General features: G+C 57.5%; 12 protein-coding genes and 1 pseudogene. 6 read left to right on the top strand and 7 right to left on the bottom strand.

Annotated elements, in window-relative coordinates:
• The 7 genes from tssH to tssB all read right to left on the bottom strand — a co-directional run.
• Positions 1-2,661 (bottom strand): type VI secretion system ATPase TssH (gene tssH / locus VSX58_RS12750; protein ID WP_327618417.1); only part of this gene is annotated, 2,661 nt, incomplete at its 3' end.
• Positions 2,662-3,118: 457 nt separating this feature from the next.
• Positions 3,119-3,610 carry an Hcp family type VI secretion system effector gene (locus tag VSX58_RS12755; protein WP_048638242.1) on the bottom strand — a complete coding sequence of 164 codons (492 nt, stop codon included), beginning with the start codon at positions 3,608-3,610 and terminating at the stop codon, positions 3,119-3,121.
• A 53-nt stretch (positions 3,611-3,663) separates the two neighbouring features.
• Entirely contained in the window at positions 3,664-5,322 is a 1,659-nt protein-coding gene (locus tag VSX58_RS12760) for an OmpA family protein (RefSeq protein WP_327618600.1), read from the bottom strand.
• 17 nt (positions 5,323-5,339) lie between these two features.
• Positions 5,340-6,005 (bottom strand): type VI secretion system protein TssL, short form, encoded by a 666-nt coding sequence (gene tssL, locus VSX58_RS12765; RefSeq protein ID WP_327618418.1) that lies wholly within the window; start codon positions 6,003-6,005, stop codon positions 5,340-5,342.
• On the bottom strand, positions 6,002-7,351 hold the full coding sequence (gene tssK / locus VSX58_RS12770; protein ID WP_327618419.1) for a type VI secretion system baseplate subunit TssK: 1,350 nt from the start codon (positions 7,349-7,351) through the stop codon (positions 6,002-6,004). The genes tssL and tssK overlap by 4 nt, the downstream gene beginning before the upstream one ends.
• A gap of 36 nt (positions 7,352-7,387) precedes the next feature.
• Positions 7,388-8,929: a type VI secretion system contractile sheath large subunit gene (gene tssC, locus VSX58_RS12775; RefSeq protein WP_327618420.1), complete on the bottom strand. Its 1,542-nt coding sequence runs from the start codon at positions 8,927-8,929 to the stop codon at positions 7,388-7,390.
• 59 nt (positions 8,930-8,988) lie between these two features.
• Positions 8,989-9,486: a type VI secretion system contractile sheath small subunit gene (gene tssB / locus VSX58_RS12780; RefSeq protein ID WP_327612841.1), complete on the bottom strand. Its 498-nt coding sequence runs from the start codon at positions 9,484-9,486 to the stop codon at positions 8,989-8,991.
• Positions 9,487-11,296: 1,810 nt separating this feature from the next.
• Between tssB and VSX58_RS12785 the strand changes: the two genes are divergently transcribed.
• The 6 genes and pseudogenes from VSX58_RS12785 (at position 11,297) to phnX (ending at position 17,840) form a co-directional block, all read left to right on the top strand.
• On the top strand, positions 11,297-12,544 hold the full coding sequence (locus VSX58_RS12785) for a paraquat-inducible protein A (protein WP_327618421.1): 1,248 nt from the start codon (positions 11,297-11,299) through the stop codon (positions 12,542-12,544).
• Positions 12,541-14,199, top strand: coding sequence for a PqiB family protein (locus VSX58_RS12790; RefSeq protein ID WP_327618422.1), 1,659 nt, complete (start codon positions 12,541-12,543; stop codon positions 14,197-14,199). Before VSX58_RS12785 ends, VSX58_RS12790 begins: the two co-directional genes overlap by 4 nt.
• A gap of 5 nt (positions 14,200-14,204) precedes the next feature.
• Entirely contained in the window at positions 14,205-14,837 is a 633-nt protein-coding gene (locus tag VSX58_RS12795) for a PqiC family protein (RefSeq protein WP_327618423.1), read from the top strand.
• A gap of 98 nt (positions 14,838-14,935) precedes the next feature.
• Positions 14,936-15,533 (top strand): annotated as a pseudogene (locus VSX58_RS12800) (ATP-dependent Clp protease proteolytic subunit).
• 345 nt (positions 15,534-15,878) lie between these two features.
• Positions 15,879-17,006, top strand: a complete 1,128-nt coding sequence (gene psrA, locus VSX58_RS12805) for an iron-containing alcohol dehydrogenase PsrA (RefSeq protein ID WP_327618424.1) — start codon at positions 15,879-15,881, stop codon at positions 17,004-17,006.
• 12 nt (positions 17,007-17,018) lie between these two features.
• Positions 17,019-17,840, top strand: coding sequence for a phosphonoacetaldehyde hydrolase (phnX, locus tag VSX58_RS12810; protein WP_327618425.1), 822 nt, complete (start codon positions 17,019-17,021; stop codon positions 17,838-17,840).
• The last annotated feature ends 19 nt before the right edge of the window (positions 17,841-17,859 follow it).

Genomic DNA, 17,859 nt, shown 5'->3' on the forward strand with positions numbered 1-17,859 from the left:
TACCTCTTCGGTAGCGGTAAACGCGAGGGTGATGCCCTCGTCTTCGTCAAAACCCAGCGCCACACGAGACGGCTTCTGCTGATGGGCCAAATGCGACAGCAACGTCTGCGACAGTACCGGCAAAATCTGCTGATTGAGCAGGCTGTCGATGTTGCGCGCGCCGCTATCGGGCAGCAGACAGGCGGATACCAGCGCGTCGTACAGGCTTTCGTCAATCCGGCAATCGAGGTCATAGTGGCGGCGCAGGCGACGCGCCACCTGCTCCAACTTGATGGCGACGATACGGCGCAGCGCCACGGCGTCAAGCGGCCGGAAGACGACGCTCTGGAAGCGCGCCAGCAGCGCGGGCTGGAAGTGGTCGCGCAGCACCGGGCGCAGCAGTTCCTGCTGCTGGGCGTCCGTGGCGTCGGGCTGCTGGGCGTGCAGCGCCATCAGCGCGTCGCTGCCGAGGTTGGAGGTCATGATAATAACGGTATTGCGAAAATCGATTTCCCGCCCTTCGCCGTCGCGCATCATGCCGCGGTCAAAGACCTGATAGAACAGATTCAGCACGTCGCGATGCGCTTTTTCCACTTCGTCCAGCAGTACCACGCTGTAAGGGCGCTTACGCACCGCTTCGGTCAGTATGCCGCCCTGTCCATAGCCGACATAGCCCGGAGGGGATCCTTTCAGTTGCGAAACGGTGTGCGCTTCCTGATATTCGGAGAGGTTAATGGTGATCAGCGCCTGTTCGCCGCCGAACAGCGTGTCGGCCAGCGCCAGCGCGGTTTCGGTTTTGCCGACGCCGCTCGGCCCGACCAGCAGGAATACGCCCAGCGGACCGTTCTCCGGCGTCAGCCCGGTCTTCGCCGCCCGCAGACGCTGGGCGATGGCGTTCAGCGCCGCATCCTGACCGATGACGCGTTCGCCCAGCTGTTGTTCCAGCGCCAGCAGGTTGGTTTGTTCATCCTTCAGCAAACTGCCGAGCGGTACGCCGGTCCAGTCGGCGATCACCGTCGCCACGCTGCGCACATCCACATCCAGCGACAGCAGCGGCGCGCCGTCTTGCAGGGTCTCCAGCTCCGCCAGAAGATCGGTCAGCGACTCGTCTTCCTGCGGGTGCTGACGGGCGGCCAGAATACGATCGGCGATCGCCTTTTCCGCCATAAAACGCTGCTCCAGCGCTTGTAGCTCGGCGTCAAGCGCGGCGCGGCGCTCGGCGATGGCGATAAGACGCGTGCCGTCGGTATGCGGCAGCGCGCTAATATCCTGCTCGATGGCCTGCCGCTCCATATCCAGCGCGGTTAATTCGGCCTGCAGGCGGATCACTGCTTCAGGACGCGTATCCAATCCCATGCGCACCCGGGCGCTGGCGGTATCCAGCAGATCCACCGCTTTATCCGGCAGCTGACGCCCGGTAAGGTAGCGGCGCGACAGCGCGACCGCCGCCTGTACCGCATCGTCCTGAATATGCACCCCGTGATGTTTGGCGTACCTGGACTTCAGTCCGCGCAGCATCAGACTGGCGCGCGCGTCGTCGGGCTCATCGACCTTAACCATCTGAAAGCGGCGTTCCAGCGCGGCGTCGCGCTCGAAATATTGTTTGTATTCAGACCAGGTGGTGGCGGCGATGGTGCGCAGTTCGCCGCGCGCCAGCGCCGGTTTCAGCAGATTGGCGGCATCGGCGCCGCCGGCCTGATTGCCGGCGCCGATAATGGTGTGCGCTTCATCAATAAACAGCAGCACCGGCTCCGCGGACTGCTGAACGCCCTCAATGACGTTTTTCAGGCGCTGTTCAAATTCGCCCTTCACGCCGGCGCCCGCTTGCAGCATGCCGAGATCGAGCGTGCGCACATGCACGGTTTTCAAACTATCGGGAACATCGCCCTCGGCAATGCGCAGCGCCAGCCCTTCCACCAACGCGGTTTTACCGACGCCCGGTTCGCCCACCAAAATAGGGTTGTTTTTACGACGGCGCGACAGGATATCAATCATCTGGCGAATTTCACTGTCGCGGCCAAATACCGGATCGATCTTTCCCGCCCGCGCATTGGCGGTAATATCAATAGTAAATTTATCGAGCGCGCTTTGGCCCGCCGTCTGGGGTTTATTTACCGCCGCCGCGGCATCCGCGCTTGCGGGTTGGCTTAGCGCGCCGGGCTGATTGTCGGCCACCGCCTCCGCTTCGGCGGACTGCCGTTGCCGTTCGGGGCTTTCATCAGACTGTTCATCCAGCAGCGGGCGCAGCCGTTCAAGCTGCGCCGAGGTCAGGCTCAGCAGGGGCCAGGCGTGGCTGGCGCGCAGCCAGTTCGGCTGGTTGAGCAGGGCTTGCAAAAGATGTACTGAACGGATAGTGCTGTCATTCTCTTCCAACGACGCAATAAGCCACGCCGCCTGCAGCAAACCGAGTAGAGGCGCGGAGAGGCTGGGACGGCGGGTAACGCTGTGCGGCAGCGTGTCCAGATGCCCAAGAAGCGCCTGCCACAGCTGATCCAGATCCCATTCGTAGCGCCGCGCAATCACGGTAATGTCGCCTTCGCCGTTTTCCAGCAGCTTCAACAGCCAGTGTTCCAGCGTAATTTCGCGATGCGCCCGGGTCTGGCACAGTGCCGCCGCCGCATCCAGAGCCACGGCACAATAAGGGTTGAGTCGACGCAGTAAAGAAGTAGAAGCGATATCCATAAGAGTCCCGTCTCGTTGCAAAGCCATCAGGCCAAAGGGGGTTGTTAACCATAAGAGCCTGTCCCAGTAGGCGTAATTGGCGCGGTCAGTCTGGACACGAACAGCGCGCAGACAACATGCCGTGCATGTTGAACGGACCAGGGGCCGGCCCGAAGGGCGAGCGTAGCGAGTAAACCGGAGCGTACACGGAGTACGTGAGGGTTTCGGGCTCTGCCCAGGGCCAAAATGGCCAGTGAAATAGTCCTAATGGGATAGGCTCTAAACCATAGCTACCGCACGGCCTGTAATAGTCCGTTTGGCCATGCTCTATATTGTGTTAACCCTTCGCGGGGTAAAGCATAAAAAAGCCAGCGGCAAAACCGCTGAACGGTACGTCAGAGGCGCGGGAACAGCGTGTTCCCGCGCCTCGCCGTTTATTACGCCGGGCTATCGCCTGGCGTAATAAACAGGCTTATCATCAGGCCTGGGCGCGTTCATTCCAGGAGTCGGAATGAATGATGTTGCCGTCTTTGTAGGTCCAGATGATTTTTTCGTAGCGCAGTTCCACCACTTCCAGGTGGTTATGCTTCTCTTTGGCGGGATCTTTGATGTCGTACATCAGCGGAGCGACCTTCACCACTTTGACGTTCTCAAGCGTGGTGTTGAAGTACTCTTTTTCCTGTCCGGCATCGTCGATTTTGTACCATTTGAACTCGGCGGACTTCAGGGTTTGCCCGGAAGTCACCGCCTTGTACAGATAAGGGGTTGAAGAATCCACTTCTTTGGTAAAGACTAGCGGAGCGTGCACGCGGGTGCCGGTTAGTTTACCCGTGTTGTTATCCGTAGGGATGTGCAGGGAGTGGTCCAACGCAACGACTTCGATGCTGCCTTCACGGTTTTGTACATTAACAGAACCTTTGATGTCCGCACCGCCGTCGTCCTTTAACCAAAGATAAGCTGGAATAGCCATTGTATTACTCCTTATTTGCTATGAAATGTCGCCACAGGCGGCGACGCGATTGATTAGTCCGGATCCCTGGCGATCGGCTGGCAGGCCTCTGCGTCAGGTACCAGACTGATTTCAACCCTGCGGTTCTTAGCCCGACCCGCATCGGTTGAGTTCGTAGCGACCGGTTGCGTTGCACCATATCCCCGCACCGCAAAGCAGGTGGCGGAGATGTCGCTGGTTTTAATCATCCAGTCACGGACCGCTTCCGCTCGGGCCAGTGACAGTTTCATATTGGCGTTCGCATCGCCGGTGGCATCGGTGTGACCGGTAATGAGCACAATCCAGCCCGGCTTTCCTTTAATGGCGAACAGCGTGTCTACCAATACCTTGGTCGACCCCTCTTTCAATTCCGCTTTTCCCACTTCGAACAGCGACATGCTGTCAAGCCGAATCGGCTCGGCGGGCGGCTCCTCTTTCGGCGGCGGCGGCGGTTGATAGCCGCGAATGGCGGCCATCAGCGGCGGATACAGCCGTTCCCCCGGATAGAGCCAAAACCCCAGACGCCCCGGTACGCCGTTGCGCTGGTAATCCTCCAGCAGCGATGCGTCCTGCTTTAACTGTTTCAACGCTTCGGCCTTGGGCTGGTAATTATTCATATCAATAGCGTGATAACGCGTCAGATCGCTGGTCACCTCGCGCAGCAGCTGCTGATTGTTCCAGGCGGAACAGGAGATCGCCGTCACCAGAAAAACCGCCGCCATCGCTATGGCGTAGCCAAGAGCGCGCACCTTTGGCGGATAGCCGCGCCTCTCCGGCAGCAGGCTAAGCAACGGGTCGGGAAAACGCTTGGCTTCGTCGTCGCGGCTTTCGCCGATGGTGACCGGAACCAGCGTGGTTTTTTCCATGACCCAGCGCTGCCATAAATTATCCGCCGCCGGCGGACGGGCGACAAACGACAGGCCGGTCGCCAACGGCCGCAACGGCGCGCAGGGCTGACTGTCGGTTGCGCACTCCGCAATAACATATTGCTTCATCCAGCGAATCCAGGCTTCGAACCGTACCGCCTGACGCAGCTTGCGATCCTGCTCGGCGGGCGTGCCGCTGCGCAGCCAGTCGCCCAACTCATGCGAAGACTGGATTCCGGTCCAGATCCGCGCCTGGCGGCTGCCGGCATTACAGTTAAACCACGGCGCATGATGCCCGTTCAGATAACCGATCAGCATAACCTTGGGCCGTCGGCCGCAAATTTGTTTAAGGCGCGAGACCTGAAAACGGAACTCGCGAATTTGCCCGCCCATAACCGGCAGATCGTCATGCTGTTCGGGAAACAGCGCCAGCATGGCATGCAGCTGGCTTGCCCACTCCGGACGGACCGAGACCAGCAGCTCCGCCAGCGGCCCTAATTCCGCCAGCGCCGGCACGCGGATATAGCAGCCTTGAGTGGTATCACGCAGCGGCGCTCCGGCGAAAAGCCATTCGATGCCCTCCCCCGCGGTAAGAACGATCGGCAGCCGGTAGTTCTCGCCCGGCAGCGCCGCCAGCAGCGCATCCATATTGTGATGCTCGCGCAGCGCGCGCACCGCGCGGCCGGTACGGAACCAGGCCACGCCCGCCACCAGCGCAATCGCCAACGCGCTGATGACCTTAAAAGCCGTTCCGGCGGGGAACCAGAACAAACAGAGGATAAGGGCCAGCACACAGCCCATACCCCACAAAGCCCGCTTTAATGCCATACTCAACGGACGACTCCTTAGCCCTGATTAGCCGACAACCATGCGCTAAGTAATTGTTGTAACTGATAGTGCAGTCCAAACCACACGCCGGCGACCGCCAGCACGGCGATCCCGCACCAGAACCAGAGAGAGCGGAAACAGCGTAACCCACGCCCCTCGCGCCGGGCGTTGACCAGTAATGGCTCTTCCCCCTCTTGCACCGTAAACGGACCGACCTTCTGCGCCAGCGCGTCGAGTAACGCCTGCCGCTCCTGCTGCGGCTGGTTGCGGTAGCGCCCTTCGAAGCCCATCATCAGCACGCGATGCAGGCAGGTCAGCACCAGCGGATCGGCGCCGGGCTGCTGCAGACTCTGGCGGATGCGCTCATAGAGCACCTCGCCGGCCTGAAGCGTATTGAAAAAGCGCGCCTGGAGCGGCGTGCGCATCCAAATGTCGTAGCCATTGTCCAACTGCGGGCGATTGAGCACGGTTTCATCCAGCAGCGCGCACTGGGCGTAGCTCACCTGGTCTACCGTCTCCTGGCCGTAGCCGGCTTCCGTCAGGCGCTGCCGGGCCAGTTCCACCAGTTCGACGCCTTTCTGATACAGCGCCTCTCCCTGCTCGGCTACGGCGCCGTTGCGCAACGCGACCACCATCAGCCAGGTATCGCGCAGCAATACGTCTATCGAGAATTCTGTTTTCATGATCGCAGTACCGCAAAAAGTTCAAGCTGAATATCGGTGAGAATACCCGGTACATAAAAAGCGCAGAGGCCGGATTCCAGCATCGCCTTAGCCGCCGGGTGGTTCAGGTCGAAAGCGAAATACTGATTTTCCAGCCGCAGCGGAATGGCCGCCGGCACATGGCTGAGCGGTATCAGCGGAATACCGTTCAGGGCGACGTTGATAATGTTATTGACATCATCCGGCGCCCCGACTTTACACAGCATCGGGAAACGGGTTTGCAGTTCATGCGCCGGCAGCGACGAACGCACCGACAGGTAGAAATCGGCGTCTTCCTTGAGACGGCTATCGTTGAGACGCGCCAGCCACTGATTTTCACGCACGGTTTCAAATTCAATGGCGATAACCCGCGACGGCAGACTGGCTTCCAGCAAATTGCCGATCAGGCTGAATAACGGCGGAAAGACCTCGGTGAGTTTATCGTGCTGGTAACGCGGTATCGCCGCCACGTCATGCTCCAGCGAAAAGGTCATCAGAGCCCCGGCCAGACGCACCAGCTCGCGGTAGATAAGCTCGGGATGCAGCGCGGGGGACTCCAGAAAATCGGCCAGTACCGGCTCATAGGTATTCAGGGCGTTAAGCAGCCAGAACAGCGAAACATCGGCCACGGCGAAGTCGGCCATACGCTGATTGCTCTCGCGGCGCATCCCCATTAAGCGGGTACGCTTGGCGCGCAGCTGCGTCAACCGCAAACTGAGCTGATCGCACAGCGCCGGGCTGGCGCTGAACGCCAGCAGCGGAGGGATGAACTGTTTATCCAGCGTCCAGCCCCCTTGCCCGTCCCGTTGAATACGCGCGATGGGGCATACCATCAGCTCATCGTTATTATCGGTATTGAAGCGCAGCGACAGGGCGTAGCGCTCCACCGCGATAGATTCGGTTTCGCTGCCGAACATATCCTGCACCACCGCCCATTCCTGCTGATAACGCAGAGGACGCTCCATCGCCTCGTCGTTCATACGGCAGTTGCCGCCGTTGGCGTGCTCCAGCGGCAGGCCGAGCAACACCTCGACCGTATTGACATCCGCGGGGATGACGCGTTGCAAATCACAGGCGGCGGGCAGATTATCCGCCCGGGAAGAGTCCACCAGCGTACCGTCCGGCATACGGACCGTCAGCCGCTGCGCCTTTAGCCGATTAAGACGCAACGCGTCCTCGTCAAACTGCGCCGCCAATACCCCCCAGGGATTCACCAGCCCCAACCGGGCGATGCACTCATTGGTCAGCGCTTCCCATCTTGCCTGTTGCTGAAATTGCTGCGGAGCCAAAAATGCCCCTTCAACCCAAAGCGGTCGAAAGACTTTCATGATGACCTCGAATAAAAATGCTTACTTTTTTATCTTTTATACTTTTGCTTTCGGCATCTGGGACACCAGCGACAGGTTGACGTCCATGCCTTCCACCTGGAAGTGAGGCACGGCGTACAGCTTGACGCGGAAGAAGCCCGGGTTGTCTTCGATATCCTCAACCGTCACGCGGGCTTCGCGCAGCGGGTGCGACGCCTGCAAATCGTCCGACGGATCGGTCATTTCGGTGACCAGGGTGTTGATCCAGTTATTGAGCTCCAGCTCCAGCATCCGGCGATCTTTGGTGGTGCCGATATTTTCGCGCTGCAGTAGCTTCAGATAATGCGCAATCCGCGACAGCAGGAAAATGTACGGCAGGCGCGAGTTAATCCGACTATTGGCCGTCGCTTCCTGCGTGTCGTACAGCGCCGGTTTCTGAGCCGAGTTGGCGGAGAAGAAGCAGGCGTAATCGCGGTTTTTGTAGTAGGAGAGCGGGATGAAGCCTAAACCGGCGAATTCGAACTCGCGCGTTTCCGGGATCATCACTTCGGAAGGAATTTTCACCTGATTGCCGACGCCCAGATCGTAAAGATGAATCGGCAGATCGGTCACCGCGCCGCCCGCCTGCGGGCCGCGAATCTGTACGCACCAGCCGTTGTTGATAAAGCTGCGCACCATATTGGCGGCGAAAGCGAAAGAGGCGTTGCTCCACAGGTAGCTGCCGTGGTCCGGACCTTTTACCTCTTCAACATAGTTGAAACTGCGCACCGGGACGGTATCCGGGCCATAAGGCAGGCGGCCCAGCACGCGCGGCAGCGTCAGACCGATATAACGCGCGTCGTCGGTTTCGCGGAACGCTTTCCATTTAATGTATTCGGCGCGATCGAAATAGCTGGCGATATCCTTAATCCCCGCCACTTCCTCCATGCTTTCCTTACCGAAAAACGCCGGCCCGACGGAGGCGATAAACGGCATATGCGCAGAAGCGGCCACGCGCGAGATATTACGCAGCAGGGCGATATCCTGCGGGCTGCGGTCGAATTCATAGTTGGCGATGGTGGAACCAATCGGCTCGCCGCCGGGGGTGTCGTATTCCTGGATGTAGGTGTGATGATAGAAACCGCTTTGCACGATTTCCGGCGCGTCTTCGAAGTCTTCGCGCAAATCTTCTTTGCTGGCGTCCAGCACTTCGATTTTAACGTTTTGCCGAAAATCGGTGCGATCGACCAGGAACTTCAGCCCGCGCCACGCGGACTCCACTTTCTGAAACTCGTCGTGGTGCATAACCTCGTCGAGCTGGCGGCTGATTTGCTCATCCAACGCGCTGATATGGTTATCAAGCAGCGTTTTATCCAGGCGATCCACCTTAACGGCGGATTCTTTTAACAGATTCAGAAACACGCTGACCGCGGCGGTGACGCGTTCATCCGTCGTGGTGTCCGCCAGCGCATCGCTATCCTGAAAAGATTCTATATCACTAAGGCGTTCAATCGGGTTGAGGTTGATTTTTTCAAACAATCTCTGATAAACGCCGCCGGCAGACGTTTCTTCAGTAACCGTGTTTGCCGCCGGTGCGGCCTGATTCTTTTGTTGAGCCATTTTTCAAATTCCTTTCCTACACATTCTGCTGAAACAAAACAGCGCCGTAACTCGGCGTATCAGACCTCTTTAGGCGCCAGTGCAGCCAATTCGGCGCGCAGTTCATCGCTTAAGGCTTCATCCTTAAGAATGTTTTCAAGCTCGCGTCGGAATGTGCCGTTATCCAGAAGATTGGACTTGAGATCGCGCAACAGATTACGCATGGAAAGCAAGGCGCGCAGCTGCGGGATCTGGCGAGCGACCTGCTCTGGTTCAAAATCTTTCATATCGCGGAAGGTCAGTTCCACATCATCTTCGCTATTATCGCCAGCCAAAGTATTTTTAACTGCCAATTTTACTTTGGGCGCATATTCCGCAAGCACATTGTTAAAGTTATTTTTATTGATGGAGATTTTCTCGCGTTCAGCCAGCGGACGATCGTCTTGCCCATTGCTGTAATCGCCCATGGCCAACAATTTGAGAGGCAGTTCGACTTTATTTTCGGCACCGCCGGTGTGGAGGTTGAGCTTAATATTTACGCGTGCAGATGGAATTTCATCCTGGAAGCTATTTGCCATATAAATACCTATAACGCCATACGGGTTAGTGAATGCCGGGGGTAAAAGAACAGTAATTTAAGTCGCCACAAATTACCATGCGCCAATTAAAAAGAAAAATGAGCGGCTGATGAAAACATAATCATAAAAATTATAACCATTTCAAACAGCGTTATGACCATTAATGCAAATAAGGTTACAAAATGTAAAAATAAGAATCAAAATCACACAAAAACAGCCTTGGCGCGCAGGATGGACAGTTACCAAAAACAAATAAAATCATTATAAATCAAAAATATAAATAAATAACGCTTACCTAAAATAATATAAACAAGATAATAATTAACACCAAAATTAAATTATAAACAACATAAACAATTCCAAATAATAACCATTAGAAACAATTAGAATGATAACACTTTATCAGCATTTTCCTAAAAAAATCCGTATTTGAAATATCGCTATGAACAGTATTTTTCAGCCTATAAAATAAAAAAACGGCGCTATTTTAGGAATATCCCTAAAGACAACCCGCTCTCGACCCTCCCTCTTATAAAGATACATCTTGTTTGCAACATAGGGAAAATCCGAAAAATGGAATATTAATACTCCATGCTTATAAATGTGATACACATCACATTTATAAACTAACAAAAATTGAGATAGAATCCATCAATTAATAATGTTTAATTGATATTAAAAATCTTAGATTATATTTAATACCGCCGCTATTTGAAGCGCCATAAATTTCCCCGGTCACCGCCTCCCGAGAGTTACATAATTTCGCGCCTTATTTCCGACAATTCTGCGGCGTGCGGAAAGGAGCCGAATGAGATAAGAATATATACCCTGGATAATTCGAGTTGCGGGACAAAACTCAAACGCGGTTTTAAACAGCGCCTGCGCTGGTGGGCCACCAGGCTGAATAACGCGGCAGGTGGAGGACAAATTCGTCAGGAACGAATTTGACCAGCCAACGACCGGCCTCCGGTGAGAGACAGGATGTCTCTCATTAATCCCGATGAGCTTACCCAAGTCGGTGATTCAAACCTGCCTCAAGAGAAGATCGCGGCCGTAGCCGGACGCTGCACGCATTCCGGCTAGCGTCCATGAGCCGGAAGCGTCATCCTACGCCGCCGGCTTTTATCGACGGGAAATGGTGAGGTGAAAATAACGCGGGATAATCAGCCGGCTTATTACACTGATGTTTAGATATGACTGCCGATGGAAAGGCAACCGGTTAGCAAAAACATCAGGCTCACGCCGCTGGACAGTAAAAATAGCTTTTTCATCATAAAAATCCTCTGGGAATCGTCGCTGCTGAAACGCGCGCCCTTTCTTTCATCAGAACAAGGAAACACACCCGGTCAGTAACAAAACGGAGACCAATCCACCCAGTAACATCATGCCTTTCATATCATCCTCCACACGTAAAAGAATTCGCACAACTTAACCGTACAGTTTAGTTTTAATTTATTTAAATTATCTTGTCAAGCGCCGTTCCCTCTTGCCGCCATCCGCGCATGTTCTCTGCGGCAAATCAGGCCACGTCCTCTCGCAATGAATAACTCAACGCGCGAAAACAGCAAGAAAACTTTGCTTCAGACCATTGACAAAATCAGATATTACTCGCCCCGCTATCTCTATCTGACGGACGGATTTGTCAGCAAACTCAAGCTTTGCTTGACACTAAACCGCCCTGGATCAAAACTAAACCGTACCGTTTTATACGCTAATTGTAAGACGGCCCGCTCGGCGGTTCAAGATTCAGCGAATAACGCCGCTAGGGTGGGAATTGAAAAAATGCGGAAGAGCCGATCATGGCGACACTATGAAAGTATACCCTCATCTGACGATCTGTCCCTACTGCGATAGCGTGTATCGATACCGGAAACTCGCCGTTGGAGAAAGCGCGCGTTGCGAACGTTGCCGAACGGTGTTGTATCACGCCGAGCGGCTCAATATCGAACGTATGCTGGCGCTGACGCTGACCGCCCTGATCGCCTTTTTCATCGCCAATTTTTACCCGATCATAACCGCCAGCCTGCACGCTACGCAAAATAGCGCCACGCTCTGGCAGGCATCTTTCGCGCTGGCTCGGGGAAGCACCCTGCCGATGGCGATTTGCATGCTTTTCCTGCTGATCATCATCCCATTGCTGCAGATTACGCTCTTTGGCTGGCTGCTTATCTATGCGCTTCGGGGTTTGCGCGCGCCCGGTTTTACCTACGTCATGAAGTGGCTTATATGGCTCCGTCCCTGGAATATGCTTGAAGTCGGGATGCTGGGCTTTCTGGTTTCAGCAATCAAACTTTCCGACCTGGTGCATATTATTCCCGGAGCGGGATGCTGGGCGATGGCGGCGCTCATGCTGCTTCTGACCATATTAAACCACCACGATATCCGCGCCCTATGGGCGCTTGCGCCTTTGCCCGCGGAGGAGAAAACCGTCGTCATGGATAGTCCTGATGATGCCCGCCGCGGCCGGCTGCGCGCATGCCCGATATGCGATCTGGTCTGCGAGCCGGGGCGCGCCGACGGCGCGACGCCCCGCTGCCCGCGCTGTCGGGCGCGTCTGCATCGCCGGCGCCCCGACGCGCTCCAGCGCGCATGGGCGCTGCTGATTGCCGCCGTGATTTTTTATATCCCCGCAAACACGCTGCCCGTGATGTATACCGGCTTTTTCGGCCAGGGCGGCGCCAGCACCATTATGAGCGGCGTTATCGACTTCTGGCGCAGCGGCTCGTACGGCATCGCCCTGCTTATTTTCACCGCCAGCGTGGTTATCCCCTGTATGAAGTTTCTCGCGCTGGGATTGCTGCTGATCGCGGCGCAGCGGCGAAGCGCCTGGGCCATGGCGGAACGAACCACGCTCTACCGCTTTACCGAATTTATTGGCTACTGGTCGATGCTTGATGTGGTGGTGGTGGCCTGCGTTTCGGCGCTGGTCCAATTTCAGGCGCTCAGCGAAGCGCAACCGCGCAGCGGCATTCTGTTTTTCGGCCTAGTGGTGATATTAACCATGCTGTCCGCCATGAGCTATGACCCGCGGCTTACCTGGGAAGGTGATGACCAATGACCCCTGAACACGAACAATTCGACGAGCCGTCCGTCGCCCGTCGACGCTGGCGCCTTTCGCCCATCTGGCTGGTTCCGGGCATCGCGCTGCTGATTGGCGCCGCCATGCTGATAAATAGCTGGCTCGCTTCCGGACCGGAACTCACGCTCTCCTTCCAAACGGCAGCCGGCCTGGAGGCGGGGAAAACCGCCGTCAAATATAAGGATGTGACGGTGGGGATCGTGAAGGCCATCAAACTGAACGCCGACAGTTCGCGGGTTATGGTGCGCGTTCAGCTCGATAAAAGCGCGGAGGATCTGGCCCGCGCGGACACCCGTTTCTGGGTGGTGCGGCCGCGCGTCGGCATCGGCGGCGTGACGGGGATCGACACCCTGCTTTCAGGCGCTTATATCGGCGCTGACAAAGGGAATTCACCCCAGTCGAGCCGGGATTTTGTCGCGCTTGAATCGCCGCCGGCCATCATCAATGGCGTGGCCGGCTCCCGTTTTATCATACAGACCGACGATTTGGGATCGCTGGATATCGGCTCGCCGGTCTATTACCGCCGCGTCCAGGTCGGACGGATCGCGTCGTACCAATTGAATGACGACGGAGAGCACGTCAACCTCCAGGTTTTTATCGAAGCGCCCTACGATCGTTTCGTTACCCCGAATTCGCGTTTCTGGAACGTTAGCGGACTGGATCTCTCCGTGGGCGCCAACGGTTTCCGCCTGCGCACGCAGACGGTCGCGGCCATTATGGCCGGCGGCATTGCCTTCGCCACGCCGGAGTCGGATAAACAGAGCGACGCGCTCCCCGCCCCGTTCCCGAAAGAGTATGTGCTGGCGAAAGATCTGGAGTCCGCCATGGCGCCGTCGGACGGCCCGCCGATTAAATTTACGCTACGTTTTGAACGCTCGCTGCACGGTCTGTCTGTCGGCGCGCCGGTGGAGTTTTCCAGTATAAAAATCGGTCGAGTAACCGCAGTCGATCTTGATTACAACGCCACCGGCTATCGTTTTCCGTCGGTAGTCGGTATCGAAGTCTATCCCAGCCGGCTCGGCAACGTGCTGAATAAACTGCCCAAGCCGGCTGAGGGGCTTGAGCAGGCGACCGCCTTATTTACCCGCGATCTGGTGGCGCACGGACTGCGCGCGCAGGTATCGTCCAGTAACCTACTCACCGGACAGCTCTATATTTCTCTCGATTTCGTGCCCAATGCCGTCAAAGTTCCGTTCGATATGCAGGCTCGCCCGCTGGTTCTGCCGACGGTCAGCGGCGGATTTGACCGTTTGCAGGAACAGATGGCGAGCATCATCGGCAAAATCGATAAAATGCCGCTGGAGTCCATCGGACAAAACCTTAACGCTACGCTGGCCGGGCTGGATAAAACCCTCGTGCAACTCAATGGGCGAACACTGCCGGAAGCAAACCTGCTCATCAGGCAAATGCGGCTGACAACCCGCAGCGCTCAGGATCTGCTGGCCGAGGATTCGCCGCTGTCGATCGGTTTCACCCAGACCTTGCAGGAGGCCTCGCGCACGCTGAGCGCCCTGCGCAACCTGGCCGATTGGCTCGAACGTCATCCGGAATCGCTGCTGCGGGGCCGCCCGGAGGACTCATCCCTCATCGACGCGGAACGGATAAATTCATCCCCTAAAGGCTCGCAAAAATGATCTTAATGTCGCGACTGTGTTTATTTACCCTGATAGCTTCGCTGGCGGGCTGCGCCTCGCCGAGGGTGCGTTACCATACCTTGGTTTCGCCGCCCGCGGCGACGCAAAATAGCGTACGGCCGGCGCCATTTGCCATCGAGGTTCTGCCGGTCGGCATTCCGGCGCAAATCGACCGGGCCCAGCTCATCGTACGCCTGGGCGAAGGCGACGCGCTGGCGCTGGACAACGAACGCTGGCTCAGCCCGCTGGGCGATGAGTTCCGTTCGGCGCTGTCCGCCGGACTGGCGGAACGGCTGGGCGCGCAGGATATATCAGGCCTGGCCCGAGCGGACGAAAAACAGGCGATCAGAGTATGGCTGCAGGTACGGCGCTTCGATACCTGGCCCGGTCAATTCGTCAGGCTGGAGTCGGACTGGAGCCTGAGCGCCCGGGATGGCGAAGGCCGCACGCGATGGATTTGCCGCAGCCGGCTGACGCAGCCCGCCGAGCGGGGAGACGCCGGCATGTTCGCGGCGCAGCGACAGGCCGTCGTCCGACTGACGGACCAGATTGCCGATACGCTGCGCGACTGGATAAGCGGCGGCAATGGCGCGCCTTCCGCCGGAGATACGACTGTATCATGCCGGAAACCGTCCTGAAGCAAGTGGGGATAGCCGGTTGAATAACACGCGCCGCTCTTTCTCGCTATGCTAAACTCCCGTTAATCTTGGAAACACCACGCAATGGAGTATTGGCAATGCCGAAAGAACCGCAAAAAGAACAAGATGACGCCCAACAGGATAAAAGCGCCTCCTCTGCGACGCATGAATTACTTAAATCACGCTCCGTTATTATTTCAGGCGAGATAAATCAGAAGCTGGCTGAATAAGGTTATCGCGCAACTGCTTATTTTGCAGGAGATGGGCGATGAACCGATCAAGTTATTTATCAATAGCCAGGGGGGTCATGTCGAGGCGGGCGACACTATCCATGACATGATTAAATTTGTTAAACCCAGAGTGCTGGTCATCGGCACCGGCTGGGTCGCCAGCGCGGGTATCACCATTTATCTGGCCGCGGATAAACAGGATCGTTATACCCTGCCCAATACGCGTTTTATGATACATCAGCCGTTAGGCGGCGTTCAGGGCCGCGTCACGGATATTCAGATCGAAGCCAATGAGCTATTACGCATCCGCACCCGCATCAATAAGCTGATTAGCGAGGCGACAGGACAACCGCTGGCGAAAGTGGTGGAAGATACCGATCGCAATTATTGGATGTCGCCTGAACAAGCCATTGACTACGGCATCGCCAGCCATCTGATCACCCGTTGGGATCAGCTGGACGCTTAATCGAACCCATCGGTAAAGAGCGACATCCGCGCACAACGGCAGGTCAGGCGCGCCTGACCTGATGATATAAGACGCCGTTAAGCGCTTAAATCCCGCCCTTCAGCATTCTCTGATTCTTTCACCGGCCGGCATGGCCGAAAAGAACGCGCCCAAAAACCGCTGATACAAAGCATTACGCCGCCAACCCATTCCTTCAAGGTATGGAATGCCGTGGAATTGCTTATCAAATCAATATATTTGCTGTCATCTCGCATCGATAGGCTTGCTGCTGGTGTCAACTGTCGCAGTTGGCGTACGCGTGCAATCCTTATTTCACCGCCCCGATGCGGGCAAGGAACACATTCAATGAACATCGCTTTCCCCGTTTCGCCGCGCTCGTGGCGTTACCACAATCCGGTGGCTATTCACGTCGGCCCCGGCACGCTGGCGCGCTTGCCCGCGCTGGTCGGCAACCGCCAGGCCGTACTGCTCACGTTTGCGGAGGCGCCGGCGTTGGGGCTGAGCCAGCGCCTGGGCGAACTGCTCGGCTCAAACCTTCTGGCGACCCTCTCCGATATTCAGCCCAACCCGGATATCACCGCCATCGCGGCGCTGTATGATCGTTTGTGGCGCGACTACCCCGACGCGGATTGCATTATCGCGTTAGGCGGCGGCAGCTGTATCGATAGCGCCAAATCCATGCTGGGCGGCACCCCTTCCGGCACCTTCGCCGAATGGCGCGCGCATTTGGCTCAGGGCGCGCCGGCCCCTACAGGGCGCCGCCGACGCCTCATCGCGATTCCCACCACGTCAGGCACCGGCAGCGAAGTCACCCCCTGGGCCACGATCTGGGATCGCGCGCGCGGCCGGAAATACTCTCTGCATCAGCCCTGGACCTGGCCGGAAGCCGCCATCATCGACCCCGAGCTAATGCGTTCGCTGCCCAGGGAGACAACCCTGATCGGCGGTCTGGATGCGTTGTCCCACGCCATGGAGTCAATCTGGAACATTAACCGCAACCCGGTTTCAGGCTGTCTCGCCGTCCAAGCCGCGCGCGCCATTATCCGTACCCTCCCCGCGCTGCTGCAAGACCTTGAGAACCCCGCGCTGCGCGCTGCGATGGCCGGCGCCGCCCTGGAGGCCGGCCTGGCTTTCTCCAATACCAAGACGGCGCTGGCCCACTCTCTGTCTTACGACATTACGCTTAACCATAACGTGCCGCACGGCATCGCCTGCTCGTTCAGCCTGCCGCATATCATGAAGCTGGCGCTGGGCCGCGACGCGGAGACAGACGCGCGCCTGCTGGCGATCTTCCATGCCGACGACGCCGCGCAGGCCATCGACATCCTTGAACGTTATCTGGCATCGCTGGGCGTCAGCACCAACCCGAACGACTACGGCATTACCGCCGCAGCATGGCCGACGATGCTCCGCGACGCGCTGCGCGGCCCGCGCGGCCGTAACTTTATCAACGCCACTCCAATAACTGACTGAACCGATACGCTTATGACTCATAACCAATCCACGCACAACACCCCGGTCAACGCCGTCATTTTCGACTGGGCGGGCACGCTGGTCGACTTCGGCTCGCTGGCGCCGACGCAAATTTTCGTCGATGCATTTTCCTCATTCGGCATTGACGTCACCCTGAAACAGGCGCGCGAACCGATGGGGCTGTCCAAACGGGAACATATCCGGCAACTGCTTTTGATGCCCGAGGTCCGTCGCCAATGGCTCGCCCGTTTCTCCCGTGAGCCGAGCGAAGCCGATATCGACGCGGTGTACACCCGTTTTATGCCGTTGCAAATCGCCAAGGTCGGCGCCTATTCGGCGCCGATTCCCGGCGCGGCGGCGACGCTCGACTGGTTGCGCCGGCATAATATCAAGATCGGTTCCTGTTCCGGCTATCCGCGCGCCGTGCTGGACGTGCTGCTGCCACTGGCCGCGAAACGCGGCGTCCAGGCCGACCATGCCGTCGCCGGCGATGATCTGCCCTCCGGCGCGCGTCCCGGCGCCGGCATGGCGCTGGCCAACGTACTGGCGCTGGGCGTTCAGGATGTGCGCGCCTGCGTCAAAGTGGACGACACCGTCCCCGGAATCGAGGAGGGACGCAACGCCGGCATGTGGTGCGTCGGCATCACGCTTTCCGGCAATGAAGTGGGATGCGCGCCCGAGGAGCTCACGCAGCTTGCGCCCGGCGAACTGGTCGCGCGCAAAGCGCTGGCTGAAGCGAGGCTGCGCGCCGCCGGCGCCCATTATGTGATTGATAGCGTGGCCGATCTGCCCGCCGTTATTCATCAAATTGAAAGAATGCGCGCCTATCCTTGAGGATTCGGACAACAGGAGC

The sequence above is a fragment of the Brenneria populi genome (genome assembly GCF_036016195.1).
Taxonomy (GTDB): Bacteria; Pseudomonadota; Gammaproteobacteria; order Enterobacterales; family Enterobacteriaceae; genus Brenneria; species Brenneria populi.